The following is a 23471-nucleotide window of genomic DNA, read 5'->3' as shown; positions in this document are numbered from 1 at the left end:
ATATTGATTGTTATTATCTTTACTGCGATTTTTGATTTCAAAATAGTATTTGCCTGCTTTAGGGATTCTGAAGGTATGAACCATAGAATTCCTATTTCCCGTCCTTGTAACCTCGTGAACTAGTTCATGATTGGTTGGATGGAGGATGCCACAGACTGTAAGTTACTTCAGTATTCCCAGCCTGGATTGAGTAACATATAACGTGAATCTACCTGAATTACTTGCATCAAAGTGCTTACTCTTCGGTAGTCAGCACATTGGTAAATGGAAAATATGTGTTGAAGCAGGTTGAGGAGAAACTTGCTTGTTAAATGTATTTTCTTGTTGAGCAAAAGCGGAAGGGGCACTGATGGCTAATACAGCAAAAGCCAAGATCACAGACAGAAACTGAAAACGATAGTGATGTGGTTCGGCGGAATTATTAGCTGTTTTCGACTCCAAGTAACGACATAAGAAAACGACCTCTCCATACGACTACAACACTCCTTTTTCTAGGAACGTAAAAAAGCAGAACCTATAAAAGAATGGTAATGAAAAATGAACCGAGCCATACTGAAACACTTGTTAGGCAATACCTCCAGATACTTGAGGACTTTCGGGCAAAAAGAAAATTGGTTCCCAAACAAATTAATAAGTAAATCAGGATAACCAAATACCCTAAGGGACTAGTACTTGGAGACCGGCTACCATCAAGTGCACCACCAGTCATTATGACAAATATGAGAACATAGACTCCTGCGATCCCAAGGAGGATGTTCAAGGCGACAGCAGATAACTTCATCCACAAAGGTATTCACCTCAAAAAAGTTGTTATTAGTTTGACGCGCTTTCATCAATAATGTTGTCTTATGCTACAAAACATAATACTCATCTTGTAATTAAGTCTCGTCATCTGCCAGTAATTCCCGGAGCATCCGTTCCTTGTTATTTAGAAACTCTTTATAGTAAAAATAATGATCAGTTTCTTCTAGTGATTTCATCTGAATACCACTAGCAGTTAACTCGTATATCACACTATCCGGATAGGCCATGAGAATGGGAGAGTGAGTTGATATAACAAATTGGGAGTTTGTTTTGATTAGAGAGTGGATTCTAGAGAGCATAGCCATTTGACGGAAAGGTGATAATGCAGCTTCTGGTTCGTCCAATATATACAGTCCATTGCCACTAAATCGATGAAGAAATGTGGCAAAGAAAGCTTCTCCATGAGAGAGACGGTGCAGAGACTTGCCGCCATATGAGTCAATAATCGGTCTACTATAGGAAGGAGCTCGATCCATCTCGTCGATATTTGTAGCCAGATTGTAATAGGTTTCGGCTCTGAAAAAGAATCCATCTTTTGGTTTTCTAAAACCTCGAATGAGCCGTATAAATTGGTGTAGCTCAGAATGAGTATCTTGAGTAGAAAAAGAAAAATTAATAGTTCCACCTTCTGGATTAAATCCTAAAGCAACGGCAATTGCTTCAAGGAAGGTAGACTTACCCATACCATTTTCACCGATGATATACGTCACTTTAGGATGGATATCTAGACTTTCAAAATCAGTAAGAAAGGGAAGATTAAATGGGTAGGACAAAAAAGAGGGAACATTTTCTCTTTTCAAATGTATGCTACGTAAGAATGTGTCTTTTGAACTCGTTGTCAAATTTCTATGCTCCTTTCTTTACTATTTTTTATTTCATTCATTATACGCGAGCACTTCGAGGGATCAAAGTTCGTGTGCTTCCATAAAAGAAAGCTGATTTATCAAAATGTGTAGGGAAGAAAGATGGACCTTATAACCAATACCCTATCCAGTAAATTGCTCCGCTGATAACGACTAATGCGATGAAAAACATTATTCTAGCTCTAACCTTTTTGGGACTGGGAGAAAAGATAATTTCCGCTCCAACCCACAAGAAAAGGAGCAACGCTAATAAAACTTTAGATAGTAGCAACAATGTAAATCACCTCCAATTTATGGTTAATTATACCTTGTATTAGCTTGGAGGAATGCTGGTTATAACCAATTTAACACGAAAGTTATTGAGGGAAACGAGGTAAGAAAGGATTGAAAAAGAAAGGGAATATGTATAAGCCCCGTTGGTTTGGGGCCTTGAACCTAGCAATTGCAAGGGAAAGGAAAGAGGTTTATTACGAAATTTAATGGAATGGTGATGATGGTGAACGTTTCATTGCTACCAGTGTAGACCCGAACGCGAAAACCATTTGGTCCGACACTGAGAAGACAGCCGGTAAATGTATCAAATATTGTTTTTACTACAACAATTCTGTTGATTAATCGGACTGCTTTTCTACGATTCTTTCTTTGTATGTCCAAGGACACTTTTCTCGATGAAGTTGTAACACCTTTTTGTGCCGCCAATTCTGACACCTCCTTTTAAACAATCTTTAATACTATATGGTATAGAGAATGCAAATGGGGGAAGCTTGGCAACTGATACAAGCCTACGGTAAACGCAAATGTGCGAATTGATGCGCAAATTCATTTTAGAAAGGCTTATCCAAATTAAAGACAAAGTTTAAAGGGCGATTATGTAAAAAGGGCAGCTTATATAGCCGCCCATAAACATTGAAAATTACTCGCTACTGCAAGCAACAATTACTAAAAGGACGAAGAGAACCAAAATTAATGAAAAGTCATCAAAAAAGCCAGCGCTCATTAATGTCACCCCTTAATTGTAATTAAGGATAACCCTAAAATTAAGGTATGTCATATAACGAACTATGTATGGGCGTTTGTACAAGAAAAATAAAATGGGTGTAAGAAATGTCATTTTTATGGTGATTAACGCAAAGTGTACTTAGTCAATGACGAAGAAATCATCAAAAATCTCTCCGCGGTATCTTCACTTTGGTCGTTTACCTTTCATTTCCCGCAATAGTTATGGAAAAAAGCCCTTTAATAAAAGGGCCAGTAATTACGATAAGTATCTGTGTCGAAAACAACATCAATCTGAATGCCAGATTTTTTGTTCACTCTGCTTTTACGCAATAGCGAACATACTCTTCAATTCATGCAGTCTGTGTTTCTTTCCAATCATGACCGAGTGCTAATCAGTCGTTATAGCAACAAATGATAACTACGATTTTACAACAATTGAAGTTAACAAAACCGTAATTGTATGAGTAGGCTTCAATTGTACTTTAGATGACCAAGAATGTTGATGAGCTTGCCAAATGGGTCGCGGACGTAGAAACGCCGAACACCCCATGGCTCATCTGCTGGCCCATATTCAATTGGAAACCCTGCTTTCTTCATCCGTTCGAGCGCTGTATCGACGTCATCAACTTCAATTGATAGATCGGGAGTAAGAGTGTGGGAACCTCCCTGTGAAGCAAAACTAATTTGAACGCTCATTTCTTCGGCAGTCCCGTAAGTTGCGATCCAACCATGATCCATCAATAAATTTAGGCCGAGCACGTCCTGATAAAAGCATTTAGCTGCGGCGATATCCTGACTCTCTATATTGGCGACGATTCGTTTGACCTTCATTTCGTACCCTCCCGAATTATTGGGTTTTTGATAATCTATTGATTATTTTATATGAAATATACGTGAACGTGATTAACAAAACACACGATTTGTTACATGTGCAACGGTATTACTGGATAAGATCTTTTTGAGCCAAATCAATTGCGACAGCTATGGCAGTTGTGATGCGATTTCGGCGAATGCGTCAAATAGCCCCCACCTTTATCAAGATGAGGGCCGTCTAGACTGCTGCCGGTTGATAAACTATCGTGGCAACTTGCGATTGCTTCCTCTTCAACGGATTTACTGTTCGTGTTGTGCAATAGAGGTGCAACTTGAAACTCTGTCCAAAATAGTTCGTGCTTACCTTTACTGCTTCTGGTCGTGCAGGTGCGTCATCAGAGTGTCGAGCGCATCTGACCAGAGGTCGTACATGTACTTATCTCCGGGGTGATCGGCGACTCCGTGTAGGTGGAAGATCATCTCGGTGCGGTCGCCCTGTGCGATGAGGGTTAGGGTCACGACAGGGGAGTTGGGATCGTTGACGAGCTGTTCGAAAGGTACGACGTCGAGAAACACGCCTCCGGTGGGATACTCCTCGCCGGTCTCCAAGTTCACCATCATGTATCGATAGTTAAATATCTCCTTGATCAAGGTTCTCATTAAATATGACCGCAATGTGTCGTCATTTCAAGCTGCTTGGAAAGAGCATTGAAGAGATTGAACGGATATGTGTAGGGTCTTAACAAAAGAGAATTAGAGAATAGGTGGACCCCTCGAATTTGAGGGGCATGTACACGTCAAATTTGAGACAGGAGTTAAAGACCTGTAACGCTTGCGCTATTACGCCGGAAATTAGCAAGGAGCCCTATCTCTCTCCGCACACATCACATTCAACCAAGGTCTGGAGACTATCTCTTACATCACAAGCAGTTGGACTCGACAGCTCTTCATTTTCTCACGTTCTTCTTCCGGATATACCAGCCGCGTTTATGAAAGGAGATGGACCTGTAATTCTGGGCCAGTCTGATGATTCGTTTACGAGTAAGTGATGCCGGTTTTGAAGATAAGCTTTTGTTAAGGGAACTTCTTACAACCAGATGACCGGGGTAGTGAGCTTTCACGAAGTTACCGTAAGTTTCGAACTCGGAGAAGCCGGCATAACTCTGCTTGTTGGTTTTCTTAATAATCGCCCAGTACCACCTAGTTTTATGCCTGGCCTCAATTTTAGACTTCAGCCGGGAGAGCTTCGATTTGTCGAACAGCATATAGTGGGCAACGAAAGAGCGCGAAGCGGTTGCCCTGGTTCCCATTAATTTCTTATAGGTGCGAAAATACTCGGGACGACTCCAGTTACGGCAGTAAAAAACGGTTTTCCCGTTGACGAGAAAAACATGAGGGCGGATGAGAATGGTGTCGGCGTCAATCACAAGATAATACCTTTGCTTGGTCAAGTTTCCTCCCGCCAATTTTAACAATTGTTGGAGTAGCCAGCCCGAGCGATTGGTACGTTTGGTTTGGTAGTGAATGTTTTTTTTTGTAATGGGGAGGACGCGTCTTTCATTGATGAAGGTGCAGTTTTTACGCCGGCAAAGGGCTTGGATTCGTTTGCTTGGTGGCGATACAACCATGATCTTACCGACCGGATGCTTCACTTGCTTCCGTATACTGTCAATGACATAGGGAAGAGTGCCAAGGTCTTTCTCAATAGCTGGGATCAGGACATCAATTTTAATAGAGCTGTTGAAAGTGCTTTTCGCTGAACGTGTCAACTTCTCAACTCCTTTTCGCTTAGCAGCTTTAAGCATATGTGTCTAAACAGGTTAGCCAGAGTGTCCGACTTTCCAGATAGAATATGATTTTCTTCCTTAAGGTGAATATGACAGATATGGAAATCCTGAGAAATGGATGTTTGTCTGAAATTCTCCTCACTTTGACTCGTCGGAATCGTTGACCTACAACAATGGCAGCTTGTTCCGACTTCGATGCTACTAACGGAATACATACGTTTCTTTGAGGGGAGACCGGAACAGATGGAGCTAGCAGAAAACCAGGAGCGCTGTGATAGCCGTGACGAAATCCGGCGAAAGCGGCAAATGAATGCATTCACATTTTAACAGTCTGTGTAGGGAGGAAAGCTCATGGCTCGAGTTGAGGTAACGGGTCGGCGGTATGAGCTGCCATCGATTAAAGGACAGGGTTGGGGGAGTTTCATGATTACGGCAACGATGCATTTCGTTGGGGGTACCTTGGGGAGTGTGACTTGCCAAAATTTATAGCTGATGCAGGATTAAGCCGAGGTTACATGTGAAGCAAATTGGCACCGAGTAAAGGCGTGGTATATCAAGGTGACGAGACTATCCATAAAATAAAATCAGAACCAATTCGGAGATGTAGCGAAGGCCTACTGACGGTGGAGGAAGCCAGAGAAGAATGGGAACTGGTTGCGTTAGAAAATTGTCGTCGAAAGTCACTCACATGTAGTGATACTGATCCGTATGGAGCTCGGGTTCTCTTCTCCGAATGTTCTGCCGGAGCATATCAGGATCACATGCAAGCGTGCCTGAAAAAGAGCGATTTAACTTAACAGTACCTACGAGAAGTGGAAAGACGTAAGAAACGTCAACACACCTCTTAACCAACGTAAGAGGTGTGTCTATTATCAAACTTTGTTAAAATGTAAATTTATTTGTCGAGTAGGGAACCGTCGGGAAATACATTCTTTAGAGAATCAGCAAGTACAATAATTTTATTCCATTCTATAAAACCCAAGGGGCCGCATCATAACAAAAGAGAAATTAAGTAAAGCTACTCAAGGAGCGAAACCGTAAAATAGAAAAATAAAACAAACATCAAAACGTATCCGGCCATTGTTGCAAAGGGGGTATACATTTTCCCGTGATAAACCCAACCGCCATGCCAATTGTGACAGCAATGATCGTCGCAAGTTGTAAATCACTCACCAGATATACTTGATGATCATGCTACTACCTCGACAAAGACATCTGACAGCCACTTTGACCACCTCCTGCAATAACATAAGAAGTGGTCAAAGGAAGTTGCCTGACGTTGGATCGGTATTTTCGCTAATTATTCGCAAATGGGTTGCATGATTACTTGCGTTTTGGATAGCGGAACCGGTGTGGGAGTGATGCGAGGCGAAAAGCGGTGCCGTATTCAGAAGGAGAAGAAATAGCGGTAATGGAGGATAATAATGTTGGTTAGAAGCTGTTAGTAGTGTTTGGGTTGCGCCAATGACCGGAATCTGAACAGTTACCGCTACTGTGGGTATTGTCGTTGGCCTTACGTAGAATCATCTCCATAATAGGTTAGTTGATTTTATGATTCTGTACCAAACCACTATTTATTTTAACAAGCAGTACCAGAACAGGTAGCGGTACATGAACGGAAATCATGGTCCGAATACAAACGATGCTGTCGATGGCTTGGTTCCGATTACGACAGTAGCATCGAACTCGTCAGACCTTGTCACCCGTGTAATCAGCCCGCAACGAGTGAAGATATCGACTGTCTGAGGTGTCTGACGCTCGCTTGTCTCTATTAGTAAGTGTCCACCAGGCGCCAGCCAGAGTGGAGCTGTAGCCACTATTCGTCTCTGGACGTCAAGCCCATCTGTTCCCCCGTCGAGTGCTATTTTCGCCTCATGTATGCGAGCTTCAGGTGGAAGAAATTCGATGGCTTTGGTGGGAACGTAGGGAGCATTCGCAACGATGATGTTAACGCGCCCCCTCAGTATGATAGGAAGAGGCTCAAATAAATCTCCTTCGTATACGCGCCCCCCTGCGGTAGTAATATTCCGGCGAGTGCATTGCACCGAGGCTGGATCAATGTCAGTAGCATACAATTCGATATGTTCCAAGTAAGCAAGAACCGCACCCACCGCCCCTGAACCGCAACATAGGTCAAGCACTACCGACTTTGGACGGATGAGGGCGGCAGCCTGTCTAGCAAGAAAGGCTGTACGTTGTCTGGGAACGAAAACTCCCTTATCCACAATAATCCGCAGTCCACAGAACTCAGCCCATCCGATAATGTGTTCGAGAGGCATGCCAGTTGTTCGCAGTTCTACCATGTCCGAAAGTTCAGTTGTTGTCCCTGCCGAAGCGATGAGTAACCTGGCCTCATCTTCAGCGAAAACACACCCAGCTTCCTGAAGTTTAGTGACGATAATAGAAAAAAATTGATCGTCATGATCCCCATAATCATTCAAAGAATAAATTCCCTCACTTCAGAATTGATGTCATTTTATGTATTAGATTTTATTTTATCTAAGGAGCCAACACAACACATGATTTGAAAAATAGGAGAGTTTGTGTGGGTGAGATCATTTCTGCATCCTGAATTTCAAGGTAATCACTGCTACCTTGAGGCAATAGTAACCACTTCAGTAGGAATTTTGAACTGTTTGGAGAATACGATGTATCAATCATTGGAATAGGGGGACGTTCATATGGGCTTATTAGACGGTCTAATGGGTAACGCTTCGGAAGTTAACATTGCAGATGTTCAAAGAGAGTATGCTCAAATCTTAGCGAAAAATGAGAACATAGAAAAGGCGTACAAATTAATTCGTGATATGTTTATCTTCACCAACAAGCGGTTAATACTGGTTGACAAGCAAGGCATTACTGGTAGAAAGATAGAGTACCACTCCATACCTTATAAAAGTATTAACCATTTTAGCATTGAAACAGCCGGAAATTTTGACTTGGATGCAGAATTGAAAATTTGGGTTTCTGGAAGTGCAGTACCGATCCAAAAACAATTTAACAAAAATTTGAATATTTATCACATACAGAGTGTGTTGGCTGAGTACATTTTGAATGAGTAGCAGACAGTGGTCGGAATTCAACCAGAGACTGGTTATTCAGTTTCGTTTGCATACAAATTGAGGAAGCTGCAATCTTCCCATTGCACAAGTCTAATATACTTGATAAGTACAACATTTTCCCACCAAACGGAAAATACAAACTATTTACCAATATTTATGCATGAACTAGCCGAACAATCAAACCGATAAAAGTAAGGTAATATGAAATCTAGTGTAGATTCTCTTGGGGATAAGGCGTACGACTTAATCTGTGCAGATGAGTCTGCGCTATTTTTTTGGCAAGAGAAGGTTTGCATACCTATATATACTTGTAGTAAATATTGATCTGATAACCTACTATATACATGACTACTTTTTTATTCACGTATTACTTCTTGTGAACCCCAATTTGCTTAAAGCAATTGGGGACTTTTTTGTATCGAGGTGACTACAGGTTTATTTCATTTCTCCGATGCGGCTCGAACAGGTAGATAAGTCGTTATTCGAGCCGTTACATTTTACATAAATATCATGCTGTACAAAAATAGCCTGAGTGAGGAGCTAGGCATTCATGAACGAAGAACGGACGTATTCGATTGCAGAGCGGACGGGACTTTCTACGGATACTCTTCGATATTACGAGAAAATAGGATTGCTTGCTTCGCCGAAGAAATCATGCAAGGAGTAGATTTAGCCGGTAAGGTTGCGATTGTGACTGGCGGATATTCTGGTATTGGCTTGGAGGTATCGAGGGTATTTGCGAAGGCAGGCGCCCAAGTGGTCGTACCGGCCCGTTCGCAGGACAAAGCCAAAGTCGCAATGGAGGCCGTTCCTGAAGCGGAACTAGGCGAGCTTGATCTTGCCGATATTTGGCGACTTTACCTTTTTGACTTAGTCAGAGTCTTCAAAAACTTGAGGCACCTTCCTTTTAGATAGGAGGTGCCTCGCCGTGTTATTTAGTCAATTCCATCCCTTCAAAGGATTGGATCTTATTGAATGCTACATTATCTTTTCTAGAAGTAAATGGCCCCATGGTAAAGTCCTTATCTTTGGACCATTCTTAGTATAAATAGAGAGAATGTTCGTTTTTCAACATGCATATCAATTGATGCTTTGAAAATAGGGAAGAAGGTGATTCTTGCTATTTGAATGCTGTTCTTCTTGTATTAATCATCGAAAAGATAGGCGCTCAATAGCACTCCAATGATATTTAATTTGATTTGCTAGCGAAAGCTGAAGAGGGACCAAAAACTGGGGCTAATCTTGACGGGTGCAGCTTGTGGCTAAGGCCAAAAAATTCACAGAAGTTCATAATCAGTGGGCTCCACTTCTCGGGATCGATGTAGTTCTTCTCGCCAGTCATTAGGATTTGTTCATCAACATGAACGCGTATTATCTTTACTTCAATAGCTTTTAAAGAGCTGGGCAGTTCAAAATTATGGACTTGTTCTACCACTGCCTCTAATTGCACTGGGCATTCAGCAACGCGTGGAGGCCGAATCAGGTCCGAATCTTGAGGGGTGAGCCTAGCCGTTCCGAATTTATCCGGTTCAAATCGATATCCCACATTAGCCTTGCGCTCCGGGACAGGATTTCGTCCAGTTAGTAAAGCTAGACGATCCACCGCATGAGCAAGATCAGGCGAAGGAAGATTCAAAACACATTCGCGTTCGCGCAACAAATTGGTAACGGTTTGAGATGAGCTACTCATTCCAAGCATGCAAGATTGGTTAAGCCACCATGCAGAAGACATAGGGGTAAGGTTGACAGAATTGTCCTCATTTAATGTACTGATGAGTACAACTGGCGTCCCAAAGTATAGAATTTTTGGTTCAACTACCTTGTGCATAATCGTGCTCCCTCCACTATGAAAAGAAATGTTTTCCATCGTCTCAAATAAGAGACCTATTTCAAATTATAATGACTATTCTTTTCGTTATTTTGCTGTTTCATTTCAATTGAAAGGGAGTAATCAATGGCTTGCGTGATCCAGAACATTCCCCAATCTGCAACATGGGACAACTTCGTTTCGTTATAAACATAAAAAATATAAAAACATTGACATATACGCTAGAATATGTGATTATCTTCTCTGTCACTTATAATGATAATCATTATCAAACAATACTTCACACCAAACATCACGTGACAAGGAGAAATGAACGGATGAAAATAGGAACACGAATCGTACTGGCCTGCTTGGTTGCAGTAGTCACTGTCGTATCAGCGGGTTGCGGAAGCAGCCAAATGGCTTCGGAAGAACCCAAGAAGTCTGAGACACGCGTAGTCAAGCACTTGATGGGGGAAGTGACAATCCCGGCGGAACCAAAGCGGATTGCAGACGTATCGGGGGCAGCGGAGGAACTATTAATTTTGGGACACAAGCCGGTTGCTACGGCCAATACATACAAGACAAAAATCATGTCCCACGTAGCGGATAAGCTGACAGATGTAAAAACGGTTGGCTGGATGTGGGATGACTCTATCAATCTGGAAGCGGTGGTAGAAACCAAGCCAGACCTGATTATTATGAATAACCGCCAGCAAAAGATGTACGAGCAACTATCCAAAATTGCGCCGACAGTCGTTCTGGAGACAGACATGGACAAATGGCGTGATAAGTTTAAGGAAATCGGCCGCTTGCTTGGACAAGAAGAGGACGTGAACAAGTGGCTGGCTGGCTATGACGAGAAGACGAAAGGGATGCGCGAGCAACTCAAGCAAGCGTACGGCGACCAGACCTTTATGTTCCTGGCTGTAACGCCAAAATTGTTCCGCGTCTACGGAAACTATGGGTATGCAGATATCTTGTTCACTGATCTCGGCCTGAAGCCGGCAGAAGGAACACCTACGAATAAAACAATGGAAATGATCGAGCTGGAAGGACTTACGAATTTTCAGCCAGATCATATGTTCCTCGTCAATTTCGGCGGAAAAGCAGATGATGTTTACGCAGAACTGAAAAAGAGCCCAGTATGGAAAAGCAACAAGGCAGTTCAACAAGGCCATCTCTACGAAGTAACCAATGAAACATTCAACATCAAAGCCTTTGGCCCAATTGGAAAGGAAATCCTCTTAGAAGAGATTGGTAGCATGTTGCTGAAAAAACAATAACCATGCGATTGACACAAACGATAGGGACTATTCGAAAGGTGTTTCCCTTATAAGCGAAACCCCTTGTGCCTGTTGGTGCGAGGGGAAAAAATCCCGCGAGATCTTCAGCGACGGCAACGATCGTAACACTCTTCATCCAATCGCTTAAGTCTAGATACAGGAGACATCACGTGTATTCATGAACGTCATCAAGGTAAGATGCAAGCTTCGTTCTGCCTCACTCTTGAGGAAAAGGAAAAAGTGGCCATTCGACTTTTCACAGGATGAATGAGAATGGACTAGGCGAAGAGGTTGACGAAGAAAGAGCGATGCAAATATGTATAAAGCCCGTCTTCACAATCAAGACGGGCTAAAAGCTATTCATGTTTTATTGAATCGTAAAAGTAGCTACGATAACATTTTGATCCTCATAGGAATAGGGGGCTTGAAATTGTACGTAGCGATACCCGTCCGCATCAGCTTTAATAATGATACCTGTCGTACCGCTCCAAATCTGTTTATTTTGAGCATTATAGACTGTGTAATTCGCAAAGCTACCTTTTGCACTGATACGGAGCTCCTGCCCTTTCTTTAGATAAATCGCTTCTTTTGGACTTAACTGCCCAGGAGTAAGGGAGTAATATTTGGTGAATTGTTGTTCTTGTTTTTGCTGCTCCAAGGTTACTGTGTCTGCTTCACCTTGTACTTGAGCATTGGGAGAAGCGGAAGCATATACAGGTGCGCCAGAGAGGAGTAAAGCAAGCATCGAAATAGAGAGAAGCTGTTTTTTCATCCTAGTACACTCCTTTGTATCAATTGTGATCAAATTCTAAATGCAGGAACTAAAGGTAATTATACTCAAATTGAATGAAATGGTAAATAATTACATAAAAAAGATGATTGCTCGCCTATGCAGCATTTCTCTTCGGCAAAAGGAATGCATCTCGAATGCATACTTATTAAAGCTAATTAGCAAGCGAACTGGCAATTTTCTCGACTTACCTCCATATAGTGACCAAACAATAGAATGTGCTTTGTCTCAGGTATGATTACACATTTGCTTCTCGTTATGAACGTAGTCTTCGATCGAAGTGAAAACGATGTCTGGTTCTCAGGGTTTCTCAACAACCGAGGGAACTTTCTACAATTTGTAAAATATTGATCTATCAACTATTGGAATTCATGCCTATGAGAATACGATAGTGGCAGGCAATGAAAGAGGCGCTAAGCTTCAATACGCTTAGCGCCACGAGGAGCGGTTATTTCAGTACATTCAAAGCACGACGTAGTTTCTTTGCAAACTCTAAGGGTGGCTCAACAGATTCAAGATGCAAATACATGAGACGTGGCTTGTCGAAGAGCCAGTGATTGTGCAGGGCAGTAACGATAAACCCTTGTTTACGAACAGCGTCAATAAACTCTTGGACTTCGGATTGAAGGAGTGTAAATTCACCCGTATTCAAGGTATTTCCTTCTTTATCGAGGGATTCAATGGTAATTTCGTGCTCAGTTTCATATGGCTTGCCCAAGATTGTTGCATGGAGATTACGCTTAATCGTGATAGAACAAGTATCATTTGACATGCCTGTCCCACCCAGAATTTTGGCTATACGATCGCATAAACTTTTCGGTATCTTCAAGTGTGATCCTCCTTTTCTTGTTTTCATGCATTTTATGTAGAAGAGAATAAGAAGTTCTGGACAGAGGTAAAAAAGGGTGCATGTACAAGTGAAAAAGATAACGATACCAAACATACTGGTAAGAAGCAGGGCTAGCTCTATGAAAAACGAACGGAATGTAAAGGTTTTATGGGGGGGAATAAATGAATTTTCAGTTGATGACAATTCCAGATGCAAAGCAAGTTACAACTTGGAAATATCCGCAGGAATATTCCTTTTATGATATTGATCATAGTCCAGAAGCACTTCAAGAACTATTAGACGGACCTATTATGCAGTTCGAGATAATCATGGTCAGCTTACGGGCTTCTTCTGTTTCGGGCTTGATGCACAAGTCCCAGAAGGTCGCAAGCAAAATCTTTACAAGGCCGAAAATGTGTTGGATATCGGGCTGTTGCTAGCTTTAATCGTAGAGCAATCAAAGTATATTCAAGAGCGAGATGTAAAGAAACGGCCTCATTCGTAAACAATGGGACTCCCTTTATCGTGATGACGATGGAAATGGAGAATCTTGGATAGGCAGAGTACATGGTTGTACAAAAAATGCCCCTAGCAAGGGGCACGAAAGATTCTAACCATTACAATAGCAAAAACAACAGCAACGAACTTTTTCATAATAAACACCTCATAATTAGTTTCGCTAATATGTGAAGATTAAATAATATTCTGAAAGTATGTAGTTTAAACAAAACAAATAAAGCGATCCAGCAGGCTAGCTGATCGGGAAAGGGTTGCGTCCCTCCACATTGACTACGCTGGAAGAACGGTATGAAAAGCCTTGAAAACAAGGTGCGGCATTTCAATGATTTCGCTATCAATCTGGAGGATAGCAAGCATAGGATAGACCTAGAATGCAAGCTGGTAGGAATATTATGAACAGTATTGCAAGGGATAGAGGCGTATCTGAACACGCTTACATGAGTACGAGTTGGTAGGTTCCTTACATGAAGACGTGAAAGGCGTTAAGCCGCTCGGGGAAAGAACCGGGCGGCTCTTTTGTTGAAATCGTCGTAGGACAGAGTGTCCAAATCCAACCTCTCCACCATACTGCACTCCTTCTACTAAAGGGTAACGCGGGAGGAGTGGACAAAAAGATGGGCTCAAAGCTTACTGATGTCAAAGAGGGAGAAAGAGGGCAGCTTAGCCGCCCATAACATTGGACAGAAATTAGCACTCATCACAACTGCAAGCAACAATTGTTAATAAAACGAAAAGAACTAAAACTAAAGCAAAATTGTCGTCAAAGAATCCCATCGATATCACCCCTTCAAGTGTATGAGGAATAACCTCAAACTCAAGCTATGCAAACTGAGGAGCTATGTAAGGGCGATATCACAGTAAGTGGAAAATTTGGGCATGCAACAAACTGTCACTTGTCATGTCCAACAGTTCAAGAATGTTATTTCAGCAGGGGGATACACGACGAAAAAAGCTATGCCTTAGCCTCATTCAGGTCATGGCATTTAGGATTGCCTTTTTGAAACGTAGCTCCCTCTACCAAGGGCATAAGCATCTGCCATGATAAATAATGCATGAGTCTCCGCAAGGCTCAATTGAATAATTTGAACCTAACATTTTCATGAGCTTCTTCAGCATGATCATTCACCTCCCTGGTAGGCATTTCCATGTATTACCATCTTATCGTGAGTAAGTGATTATAAGAACATGAATTTTATTTCATATATTGTGTCCGGTGTCATAGTTTTAAGCTGGTATTCGGAGATTTACGCTGCATCAAAATAGAAAAGAACATGATCGCTGCAGAGAATATGAAGCCAATAACACTCATCAGCGCATCATAGGGGTGATACTGATAGGTAAATACTTGAGCAGTAGAGAGCCCCCACAAAAGTGTAGGAATTGATAGGAAGATATGTATTTTTCCATGATGCGTGAACCTGACATAGGTAAGAGTCAATGGAATATCACTTGAAAGAAGTGATTTATTGGCCAAAAGAATAAAGAACCAAAAAGCAAAGGCCAAACTAATTTTTAAAGCCAGTTAGAAGCTAGTTGCTCGTAATTTAACCAATGAAAAAAAGAAAAACATCATGCCGATCGTTAAACAGTCGGTGCATGATGTTTGATTTAAATAAAAACCGATGCAGAATTTACTTTTCATATATCTCATTGTATCTTTAGTCCGTTTCTTTCCAAGCGCCATCTCAGTCTTTATTGGATGTGTTGGTGTTAAACGCTATAAATCGGCCATCCGCAATACCCGTCAGCTTCGCATGGTACACGTTGTTCTTTTGCGCTGCTAACACCAGGTAATGAAAGCGATAGAAATAATGCAGTAGCAATACCAAACAGAGCAAATTTTTTCATAAATCTTCCCCCTAGTAAGTTTGACTTCCCAAAAAAGTTTACGCGCGGTGAGCTGCTCATGTAGCGAAACGTATCCAACCATTGTGTACAGTGTTCCGGTATAAAAAACGAACGAAATTAGGATGATAGGTAGACGGAAAAAGACCATCCCTCTGCGGCGCACATAGCTTTTGGGACGGTCTTTTTAAGTACTATCTAATATTACGCGGGACACATGCAATGTTTTCCTGCTGGTATACACTCCCGTGGGCATGGGCGGATTGAGTTAGCACCAATTTTTTGAAGTAATTTCTTTAACATTGTTATTCACCTCCTGAAATGGAAAAATAAAACTTTTCCTTTAATAGTAACACACGCGCACTCTAATTAACATGCAAAATATCAAAAATTCAGAAAATACGTCGATGTCGTAGTTATTAAACTACGAATTGTGATAACAGAGAGGGGAAATTGTTGCATGCTGACTGATATCTGCGACAATGTAAGCATTATCGTTCGATGATCGCTAACTTGAATCAGCAGCTAATCATGAACAAACGTTTAAGGGGGAGTGATATAGTTGATATAGGGTATTTGAAACTCATCACAAACTGACGTATAATCGGTATTATTTATTAATCACTAAAAGGGAGGCGATCTTGCAATGACGTCAGTCAATCGTAAAACGGAAATCATTTCTGCTGCCATTGAAGTCTTTGCTGAAATCGGATATTTCCGGGCAACAACAGCGCAAGTGGCAGAGCGTGCAAAGATTTCCCAGCCGTATATTTTCAAGTTTTTTGCATCGAAGGAAGCTTTGTTACAGGCAGCCTTGGAGGCGTCGTGGGAGCGGATCATAGACTCTTTCCGTCTCGTTGTGGAGTCCGCATCCAAAGAGCAATTGGAAACAGATTTAATCAAGGCATATGAAAAGATTTTGGCTTCCCATCAAAATGAGATACTTCTTCAAATGCAGTCCCAGACGATTCAAGAGCCTTCGATTCGAGAGGCAATGCGCGAAGGGTTTCGGGAGGCTCGTCAGATCGTCCTAACAGCTTTTCGTGAAGCGGGCATTGCGAGCCCAGAAGAGAGAACGCTTATTTTCCTGGCAAGAGGAATGCTGTGTAATATTTCAGCAGCTTTAGGCATGCCGGAATTGATGGAGGTGTAACGGAGAAAAAGTTGCGACAATTAGTTATTGACTAATCACTAACTAACGAGTTATAGTTCAAATTAGTTAGTGATTGATCAATCACAAATAAAACGAGTGGAGATGATCCCAATGAAAAAAGCGATTGTAGTCGGGGCGACAGGCGGAACGGGAGCGGCAATTTTGGCGGAGCTAATCAATCGAGGGGTTGAAACGATTGCTTTTGGGCGTTCTCTACAAAAGCTAGAGCAAATGGCGTCAGAGCTGGGGAATCCAGAACATTTGTCACTGGCCGTCGGGGATGCATTCCGGTCTCAAGACATCGTAGCAGCATCGGAGGGAGCGGATGTACTATTCCATTGTGCAAACGTCCCTTATCACGAGATGGTAAATAAGCTGATCCCACTTGGCGAAGCGATCATGGAAGCCGCCAATAAGAGAGGTTTGAAGGTTGTTGCGGTAGACGGCATTTATCCATACGGGAGAAAGCAGATGGAACCAGTGACGGAGGAGCATCCAAAGCAACCGCATACGAAGAAAGGAAAAATCAGGCTGGCATTTGAACAGATGCTGTTTAGCAGTCGCTGGGATCATGCACGAACGATGATTGTCAGATTACCGGATTATTACGGACCTACTGCTAATCAGGCATCGTATTTGGGTTCCACACTCGAGGCAATTGCGGTTGGAAAACCGGGGCTTTTCATTGGGAATATGCATGTTCCTCGCGACTTTGTTTACTTGCCGGATGCGGCGAAGATGATTGTAGAGTTGGCCAGTCGAGAGTTTGCCTATGGACAAAACTGGCACATTCCAGGTGGAGGCATCATTTCCGGTCGAGACATCGTCCGAATCGCCCAAAAAGCAAGTGGCACCGTGAAACCTGTCATTCCTCTTGGGAAAATTGGTTTGTCTTTGCTGGGGATGTTCGTCCCGGTGATGAAGGAGGTTGTCGAGATGCTATACTTAACCGAAAAACCATTGATCCTTAGCGGAGAAAAATATGAACGGCTTATTGGACCGATCCCAGTAACCAATTTCGAGGAGGGTATTACGGCAACGATCAAAGATTTACAGAATCGTACTTCCATGAAATAAATGATAGCTGGTAGTTATTGATTAATCACTATCATATGATCTGAAAAAAATCTTTAAATATTCCTTTACAGGAATATTCTCTTCGGTGTATATTTTACCTAACAAGATGATCACAATAACGCTGAAGGGGATGAGAGGAACGTAGAATCCATTATGTAACGAGGTGAGAGACATGTCAGGGATGAATCCGGGCATGGACATGGCGACGCTGAGTGCTTTGGCTGAACCGAATCGTATGAAAATCGTCGAACTTTTGCGCGACGGTCCTCTAACTGTAGGGGAAATCGCAGACCAACTGGGGCTTCGCCAGCCCCAAGCCTCGAAGCATTTGAAGGTGCTTAGTGATAACGGGATCGTGGATGTGAAGGCCGAGGCCAATCGCCGAATTTACAAGCTCAGGCCCGAGCCCTTCCGAGCGTTGGATTCTTGGGTGAAGTCGTTCCAGCGTGCTATGGAAGAAAGATTTGATAATCTGGAAGACTATTTGCGGGAATTGCAGAATAAGGAAAATACTTGAGAGCCATTCAAATGAATGAGGAGGAATTACTATGTCAAGAAACACAATGGTTTCAAGGGTAGAGAACGAGCGGGTGTTGGTACTGGAGCGTGTATTTGACGCGCCCAGAGAGCTCGTGTTCAAGATGTTTAAAGAGCCTGAGCATCTCAAGCGTTGGTGGGGACCGAAAGGCTGGGAACTCCCGGTTTGTAATGTCGATTTCCGTCCAGGCGGTGTTTGGCACTACTGCATGAAATGTGTAGATAAGAATCAAGGTGATTTTTACGGTATGGAATCTTGGGGCAAAGGCGTTTATAAGGAAATGGTTGAGCCAGAGAAAATCATTTATACCGATTACTTTTCAGATGCAGAAGGCAACACCAATGATACTATGCCTTCGACAGAGGTTATGATGGAGTTCATCGATCTGGGTGGCAAGACGAAGCTGGTCAGCCGTTCTGAATATGTATCTGCGGAAGCCCTCAAAACTGTCATGGACATGGGCATGCTAGAGGGTATCACCCAAACGTGGGATCGTTTGGAAGAGAGTCTGTACGAGATCAAGTGAGGGACATATCGAAAAGGCCGCCTGGGATGGAGACCCGGCGGCTTTTTCATTTTCGTTGCAGATTTACTTCACCATCAGCGAGATAAAATCGTTTAACTTATCCAACGAAATCATATTTTGATTGCATGTCACACTGTCTTGGCAAATGTAGTTTCCTTTTTTCAAATACGTTCCATCTCCAGAACCTTTGGCTTCGAGGACGAACATGCCGAGTTCCTCAAAGCGATTACAGAGCGCACAGACGCCTTTTTTATTTACGTTTGTAAACTGTCCGTGAATGCCGATCAGTTTTCCTTCGTGGTAAGCGACAATATATTTCTTTTCCGTCGCAGTGTCTAGCCAGCTCACATAAGAGATTTCTGAAAAATCGATCTCAGCTAAATTCGAGACTTTAAGCTTCTTTACTTTAGGAAAGAGCTTCTTAATGGAAGTCTCTGTGAGAGCAGGGAATGGAATCACAAACGGTGAAAGCTGCTGCAAAAACTGCTTTCCTTCTGCCTTTTCTTTAATCGAATCAATCGGATGCAAAATTTCTTTTTGTTCTTCTGTCATGTTCGGGAACAACTGAAAGATTTCTTCATGGGCAATTTCTTTGCGAGCCCGAATCACGTTGACATCTGTACTGGTCGCATAGGCGTTCATGATTGCTTGAACACGCGATTTAATGAAGTGATACTGATGCGTATGGATAAAAGGTTCCATGTTGCGGTTCCTCCTGTTTCTGTCTTGTAAGGTGGGTTCCTCTTTACTTTAGTGTGTTTGCAAGAAAGGAGAAAGGGAAAGGACATTTCCCAAAAAAACTCGCCATAAAAAAGCACTGACAACCTGAATGGAAAGGTCGTCAGTGCTTTATAAACGTCTATTTGGTATACACGATTTTTTTAATCGTCTCTGTAGACAAAAAGTATTCCTCCGCTAACTGAGAAATAGCCGTCCCGGCCCGAAAACTGCTTTTAATAGCCGTATTCCGCTCATCCAGGAGTTTTCTCCCGCCTGTGCGCGTTCCCCATTTTTGATGGGTTACTTTTGTCTTTGGAATATAAATGGTTTCTCCTTGCACGTACTTTTGAATTTCTGCAAGTAACGATTCAGGAAGGATTAAATTTGCTTTCACACATTTCATTTCTGCTCGCTCCTTATTTATAGATAGGCAAATAAGGGGCAAAGCCAAGAAATAGGAAATGAGATACGCAAATGAAGGCGATGATTCGATTAAACGTAAGACCACCTCATGCAAAGTATCGCCTCACTATTTCTAGGCTTTGCATGAGCCGCTGCGGTATGTGGCAAATTGAGAGCATTCGCCATTGGTACACCCCCCTCGAGGTCCATTTAAAAAACGGTGTCCCTTTTCCTTTTCGGAAAGGGAGTATTTGTAATTATATAAGAAAATGACGTTTTTGTATAACGATACTTACAAAAATGTGAGCGGATATGGAATGCTCATTTACAACCTTTTGAAAGTCCAATATAGTAAAGGTATCTAATGTGAAAAGAGGTTTTGATTGTATATGATGAAACTGATAATCGCTAAGTAAAATTCGAATGAATTTTATATGGGAAAAGGTTACATGAAGGGCGTGCCCTTGGTTTATTTTTTATACCTTTTTTCAAGAGCGATTAGAAGGCCATTATATCTCATCAAAACAAATTTCACGTTTGTGCATGATATCTATTCTGTTTGGGATAGGTATCTTCATTACAACGATAAATTTGACCATGAGAAGAGAATTCTTCTTGTGGTCTTTTTTATTGGAAAGAAGGGATTGCTGAAAAGAAATGAATGATAACAGACAGCACAAACAACAGAATGGGAGGTTTTTACATGAGTGAATATCGATTGATTAGCGACTACAAGCATATCAAAACATATAAGGAAAGCTTTCATGACCTCGCCAAACAGATCTTTCAGCTCGATTTTAAAGAATGGGATAACAAGGGCTTCTGGAATGACAGCTATGTCTGCTATTCCTATTTGGATGGGGATCAGGTTATTGCTAACGCTTCTGCCAGTAAGATGATCGTGACATCCAATGGGAAGGACTATCAGGCACTTCAGATCGGAACGGTCATGACGCATCCAGCTTACCGCAACCAAGGGTTGGCAGCGAAATTGATGAACCATATTCTTGAAACATGTGAGCAGGAATACGATTTTATTTATTTGTATGCCAATGATACCGTACTCGATTTTTATCCGAAGTTCGGATTTGAGAGAGTACAGGAAAGTAGTTTTCGCTTAATGGCATCTGATTTAAAAGAGAAAGTAGGACAAAAATCAGTCTTGCGCAAGCTAGATGTTGATAACGAGGCTGATTTTATCGTCATGAAGGAGTTTGCTGCTAAACGTATCCCCGTTTCATCGAGACTGGCCGTCAAGGATAGCGAGCATCTGTTGATGTTTTACTTTCTTCTTGTTTTTCGGGATGCGATCTATTACGTCGAGGAGGAGGATGTGATTGTCTTATTGGAACGAGAAGACGACCAACTGCATGTATTTGATCTTGTAAGTAAAAAGCCAGTTGATACAGAAGCGGTCATTTCCCATTTGGTAACGGCTGAGACAACGATCATTCATTTTCACTTTATGCCGGATAGTGAGAATGAGAAAATCCAATCTGTTTTAATGACAACGACGGATGACGTCTTATTTGTTCGTCCCTCGTTAAAAATGGAGACAGAACATTTTCGTTTTCCACTTACTTCACACGCATAAAAGGTTTGAAATGACACATCAGGTGAAACAGTAAAATAGAAGGGATGAGCAGACGTCCAGTATGGAAGGATGTGAGGGGAAAAGCATGTGCGGCCGTTTTACTCTCGTAACGAACTTGGAGAAATGGAAGGAACGATTCCAAATCGAAGTCATTCCATTTGATGCAAAGCCACGGTACAATATTGCACCAGGTCAGTTCATTCCAGCGATTATTGCTGATCGTGGCGAACGACGTATGGGTCAGTTGAGATGGGGGTTAGTGCCGTCCTGGGCTGCCGATGAGAAGAGCAGCTACAAAATGATCAATGCGCGTTGCGAGGCATTAAATGAAAAGCCCGCATTCAAACAGCTTTTTGCCCGAAAACGATGCATCCTTCCTGCTGACAGCTTTTATGAGTGGATGAACGCCATCACAGGGAAGCAACCGATGCGGATCATGATGAAAACCGAGGAACCATTTGCTTTTGCTGGCCTGTATGATACGTGGATGAATCAAGAGGGAGAAAAAGTACATACCTGCACGATCGTTACAACAAAGGCAAATGAGCTCATCGAGAATATACATAATAGTAAGATCTAATTACATACTTTGTCATACAGATGCTTCAAATCACAAAAATTATATAATGTGGTACATAATATGTGTATACCTGATCATTAAAACGAAATGAGGTTCTAAAATTGAATGAAAAATCGATTTCGACTTTATCATAAACCAGAAAGTATACAAAGCCGTTTTTCTATCCTTGTTTTGGATGAAAATTCGGAACCTTTTTTACCACTTATGTATTATTATGATGATCAAATTGGTCGGATAAGTAGAAGCTCAGTTACTACATATCTGCATTTGTTAATACCTTTTTTTGATTGGTTGACAGACCAAAGTAGTTATCAAGGAAAAACAATAGAATGGAAGGATTGCACGGCTGCTATCCAAGTTGCTATTAGGGACTACCTTATATCTGAAATGAAATGTAAGGTAAGAGATAAAAATGGCATAGAAATGGTTTTTTTGACTCAACAAAGTCCTCAGTCTATACGTATGTTTTTATCAGGTCTCAAAGGCTTTTACCGATCTATGATTCGATTAAAGCAATATACACATCCGCATCCTTTATTAGAATCAAATGCACCCCTCTTTAAAGAATTAGCTTTTTCCCTGAATGGTCAAAGAAGTAATCGACCAAGATTACCTGACATTGCCGGGACTGAAAACCCAAAAGAATATCGTAAGTATACAGATTCTTATTTTAAAGTAGTTAATGAAGAATGGAAGCCACATATCCTTGATGATCCGGAGTTGCCTGCCAAAATATTAATTGCGGGAAAGTTAGCCAGATGGAGTTTGCGAGAGGAAATCATACGTCGGTTGTTATTTGAAACTGGGGCAAGAGTCTCAGAAATTATTGAAGTAACAATCGGTGATTATCGAGCAAGATCCTCTATTCGAGAAATGAATACATTCAGTAAAGGTAGTCATGGCAGGAGGATTAAATTTTTGGCTTTTAGTCATGAAACTGCTATTTTATTAAAACGGTATATCAACGGAGAAAGAAAAGGAAATGATCGAGATCATTTATCCTTCGATACATTGCCTGATAATGCCCCACTGTTTCTAACAACGCGTGGTACACCTTACACCTATTCATCTTGGTACCCACACTGGAAAAAAGCACTTCTAGAAAGTGGTTTAAATGTTAACCCACATAAAACTAGACACTGGTACGTTACGCAGATGCTTAGAACTATCTATGAAACGTCCATGTCTGACGGTGAGACACAACGCCGTATTAATGAATTGATTAAATATATGAAATGGGAAAGTAACACAACGATTGATACATATGAACATTACTTTGATGTAAAGCGACATATAGTTGCGCAAGACTTTCTTTTTCAGAAGATGAAAAAGGACGAGCAAGTATATATTAAGCAGAAACGAAAAAAATGTCTTAAGCAAGGCTGCCAAAAATCTAAAGATACCACTTCAATTATTTCGGTTTCTAATGACGCAAATGATGAGGAAATCCGCGATCTAATTGAGGGATTGGAGTAAA

Annotated in this window: 27 protein-coding genes; 13 read left to right on the top strand and 14 right to left on the bottom strand. The window is 41.7% G+C overall.

Annotated elements, in window-relative coordinates:
• Positions 1-878: 878 nt before the first annotated feature.
• The 5 genes from HP568_RS18435 to HP568_RS18415 form a co-directional block, all read right to left on the bottom strand.
• Positions 879-1646 carry an AAA family ATPase gene (locus HP568_RS18435; RefSeq protein ID WP_173629877.1) on the bottom strand — a complete coding sequence of 256 codons (768 nt, stop codon included), beginning with the start codon at positions 1644-1646 and terminating at the stop codon, positions 879-881.
• 934 nt (positions 1647-2580) lie between these two features.
• Positions 2581-2664, bottom strand: a complete 84-nt coding sequence (locus HP568_RS18430) for a YjcZ family sporulation protein (protein WP_082195952.1) — start codon at positions 2662-2664, stop codon at positions 2581-2583.
• A gap of 473 nt (positions 2665-3137) precedes the next feature.
• Positions 3138-3497, bottom strand: a complete 360-nt coding sequence (locus tag HP568_RS18425; protein WP_048033355.1) for a VOC family protein — start codon at positions 3495-3497, stop codon at positions 3138-3140.
• Between the two features lie 348 nt (positions 3498-3845).
• Complete coding sequence (locus tag HP568_RS18420; protein WP_173629876.1) at positions 3846-4139, bottom strand: SRPBCC domain-containing protein; 294 nt, start codon at positions 4137-4139, stop codon at positions 3846-3848.
• Positions 4140-4426: 287 nt separating this feature from the next.
• Positions 4427-5248 (bottom strand): DUF6492 family protein, encoded by an 822-nt coding sequence (locus tag HP568_RS18415; RefSeq protein ID WP_048033354.1) that lies wholly within the window; start codon positions 5246-5248, stop codon positions 4427-4429.
• 369 nt (positions 5249-5617) lie between these two features.
• On the opposite strand from HP568_RS18415, the gene HP568_RS18410 reads away from it, so the two are divergent.
• Entirely contained in the window at positions 5618-5755 is a 138-nt protein-coding gene (locus tag HP568_RS18410) for a hypothetical protein (protein ID WP_173629875.1), read from the top strand.
• Positions 5756-6888: 1133 nt separating this feature from the next.
• Here HP568_RS18410 and HP568_RS18405 read toward each other — a convergent pair.
• Positions 6889-7707 (bottom strand): putative protein N(5)-glutamine methyltransferase, encoded by an 819-nt coding sequence (locus tag HP568_RS18405; protein ID WP_173629874.1) that lies wholly within the window; start codon positions 7705-7707, stop codon positions 6889-6891.
• A gap of 240 nt (positions 7708-7947) precedes the next feature.
• Here HP568_RS18405 and HP568_RS18400 point away from each other — a divergent pair, with 240 nt between their 5' ends.
• The 3 genes from HP568_RS18400 (at position 7948) to HP568_RS18390 (ending at position 9243) form a co-directional block, all read left to right on the top strand.
• Positions 7948-8328, top strand: a complete 381-nt coding sequence (locus HP568_RS18400) for a PH domain-containing protein (RefSeq protein ID WP_048033352.1) — start codon at positions 7948-7950, stop codon at positions 8326-8328.
• A 550-nt stretch (positions 8329-8878) separates the two neighbouring features.
• Positions 8879-8995, top strand: a complete 117-nt coding sequence (locus HP568_RS18395) for a MerR family DNA-binding transcriptional regulator (RefSeq protein WP_254551335.1) — start codon at positions 8879-8881, stop codon at positions 8993-8995.
• Complete coding sequence (locus HP568_RS18390) at positions 8983-9243, top strand: SDR family NAD(P)-dependent oxidoreductase (RefSeq protein WP_254551333.1); 261 nt, start codon at positions 8983-8985, stop codon at positions 9241-9243. The genes HP568_RS18395 and HP568_RS18390 overlap by 13 nt, the downstream gene beginning before the upstream one ends.
• A gap of 274 nt (positions 9244-9517) precedes the next feature.
• Here the strand turns inward: HP568_RS18390 and HP568_RS18385 are convergent, their stop codons facing one another.
• A complete protein-coding gene (locus HP568_RS18385; protein WP_173629873.1) occupies positions 9518-10156 on the bottom strand; it encodes a flavin reductase family protein in 639 nt (212 codons plus the stop codon).
• 317 nt (positions 10157-10473) lie between these two features.
• On the opposite strand from HP568_RS18385, the gene HP568_RS18380 reads away from it, so the two are divergent.
• On the top strand, positions 10474-11421 hold the full coding sequence (locus HP568_RS18380) for an ABC transporter substrate-binding protein (protein ID WP_173629872.1): 948 nt from the start codon (positions 10474-10476) through the stop codon (positions 11419-11421).
• Between the two features lie 367 nt (positions 11422-11788).
• Here HP568_RS18380 and HP568_RS18375 read toward each other — a convergent pair whose 3' ends face one another.
• Complete coding sequence (locus tag HP568_RS18375) at positions 11789-12193, bottom strand: hypothetical protein (protein WP_048033348.1); 405 nt, start codon at positions 12191-12193, stop codon at positions 11789-11791.
• A gap of 466 nt (positions 12194-12659) precedes the next feature.
• Entirely contained in the window at positions 12660-13040 is a 381-nt protein-coding gene (locus tag HP568_RS18370; protein WP_053079598.1) for a DUF1259 domain-containing protein, read from the bottom strand.
• Between the two features lie 182 nt (positions 13041-13222).
• Here HP568_RS18370 and HP568_RS18365 point away from each other — a divergent pair, with 182 nt between their 5' ends.
• A complete protein-coding gene (locus HP568_RS18365) occupies positions 13223-13480 on the top strand; it encodes a hypothetical protein (RefSeq protein ID WP_048033346.1) in 258 nt (85 codons plus the stop codon).
• 766 nt (positions 13481-14246) lie between these two features.
• Here the strand turns inward: HP568_RS18365 and HP568_RS18360 are convergent.
• The 3 genes from HP568_RS18360 to HP568_RS18350 form a co-directional block, all read right to left on the bottom strand.
• Positions 14247-14333: a YjcZ family sporulation protein gene (locus tag HP568_RS18360; protein ID WP_016743434.1), complete on the bottom strand. Its 87-nt coding sequence runs from the start codon at positions 14331-14333 to the stop codon at positions 14247-14249.
• Between the two features lie 442 nt (positions 14334-14775).
• Positions 14776-15063, bottom strand: a complete 288-nt coding sequence (locus tag HP568_RS18355) for a hypothetical protein (protein ID WP_254551331.1) — start codon at positions 15061-15063, stop codon at positions 14776-14778.
• Positions 15064-15269: 206 nt separating this feature from the next.
• Positions 15270-15407, bottom strand: coding sequence for a hypothetical protein (locus tag HP568_RS18350; RefSeq protein WP_157966789.1), 138 nt, complete (start codon positions 15405-15407; stop codon positions 15270-15272).
• Positions 15408-16050: 643 nt separating this feature from the next.
• On the opposite strand from HP568_RS18350, the gene HP568_RS18345 reads away from it, so the two are divergent.
• From HP568_RS18345 to HP568_RS18330, 4 genes are all read left to right on the top strand, one after another.
• Entirely contained in the window at positions 16051-16557 is a 507-nt protein-coding gene (locus HP568_RS18345; protein ID WP_048033345.1) for a TetR/AcrR family transcriptional regulator, read from the top strand.
• 111 nt (positions 16558-16668) lie between these two features.
• Entirely contained in the window at positions 16669-17634 is a 966-nt protein-coding gene (locus HP568_RS18340) for an SDR family NAD(P)-dependent oxidoreductase (RefSeq protein WP_173629871.1), read from the top strand.
• 172 nt (positions 17635-17806) lie between these two features.
• Entirely contained in the window at positions 17807-18151 is a 345-nt protein-coding gene (locus HP568_RS18335; protein ID WP_173629884.1) for an ArsR/SmtB family transcription factor, read from the top strand.
• Positions 18152-18182: 31 nt separating this feature from the next.
• Complete coding sequence (locus HP568_RS18330; RefSeq protein ID WP_048033343.1) at positions 18183-18698, top strand: SRPBCC domain-containing protein; 516 nt, start codon at positions 18183-18185, stop codon at positions 18696-18698.
• 63 nt (positions 18699-18761) lie between these two features.
• Here the strand turns inward: HP568_RS18330 and HP568_RS18325 are convergent, their stop codons facing one another.
• Together HP568_RS18325 and HP568_RS18320 are read right to left on the bottom strand one after the other, a co-directional pair.
• Positions 18762-19400: a FusB/FusC family EF-G-binding protein gene (locus tag HP568_RS18325; RefSeq protein ID WP_048033342.1), complete on the bottom strand. Its 639-nt coding sequence runs from the start codon at positions 19398-19400 to the stop codon at positions 18762-18764.
• 157 nt (positions 19401-19557) lie between these two features.
• Positions 19558-19821 (bottom strand): CD3324 family protein, encoded by a 264-nt coding sequence (locus HP568_RS18320; protein ID WP_007718970.1) that lies wholly within the window; start codon positions 19819-19821, stop codon positions 19558-19560.
• A 702-nt stretch (positions 19822-20523) separates the two neighbouring features.
• Here HP568_RS18320 and HP568_RS18315 point away from each other — a divergent pair.
• The 3 genes from HP568_RS18315 to HP568_RS18305 all read left to right on the top strand — a co-directional run bounded on the left by HP568_RS18315 (position 20524) and on the right by HP568_RS18305 (position 23470).
• The gene (locus HP568_RS18315) at positions 20524-21414 is read left to right on the top strand and encodes a GNAT family N-acetyltransferase (RefSeq protein ID WP_173629870.1); all 891 of its coding nucleotides are present in this window, start codon (positions 20524-20526) and stop codon (positions 21412-21414) included.
• A 61-nt stretch (positions 21415-21475) separates the two neighbouring features.
• Positions 21476-21994, top strand: a complete 519-nt coding sequence (locus HP568_RS18310) for an SOS response-associated peptidase (RefSeq protein ID WP_254551329.1) — start codon at positions 21476-21478, stop codon at positions 21992-21994.
• Positions 21995-22099: 105 nt separating this feature from the next.
• Positions 22100-23470: a tyrosine-type recombinase/integrase gene (locus tag HP568_RS18305; protein ID WP_173629869.1), complete on the top strand. Its 1371-nt coding sequence runs from the start codon at positions 22100-22102 to the stop codon at positions 23468-23470.
• Position 23471 lies beyond the last annotated feature (1 nt).

Source organism: Brevibacillus sp. MS2.2 (assembly GCF_013284345.1).
In the GTDB taxonomy this organism is placed as follows: domain Bacteria; phylum Bacillota; class Bacilli; order Brevibacillales; family Brevibacillaceae; genus Brevibacillus; species Brevibacillus brevis_C.
Note: the sequence above shows the minus strand (reverse complement) of the source record. Positions and strands in the feature narration are given on the sequence as shown.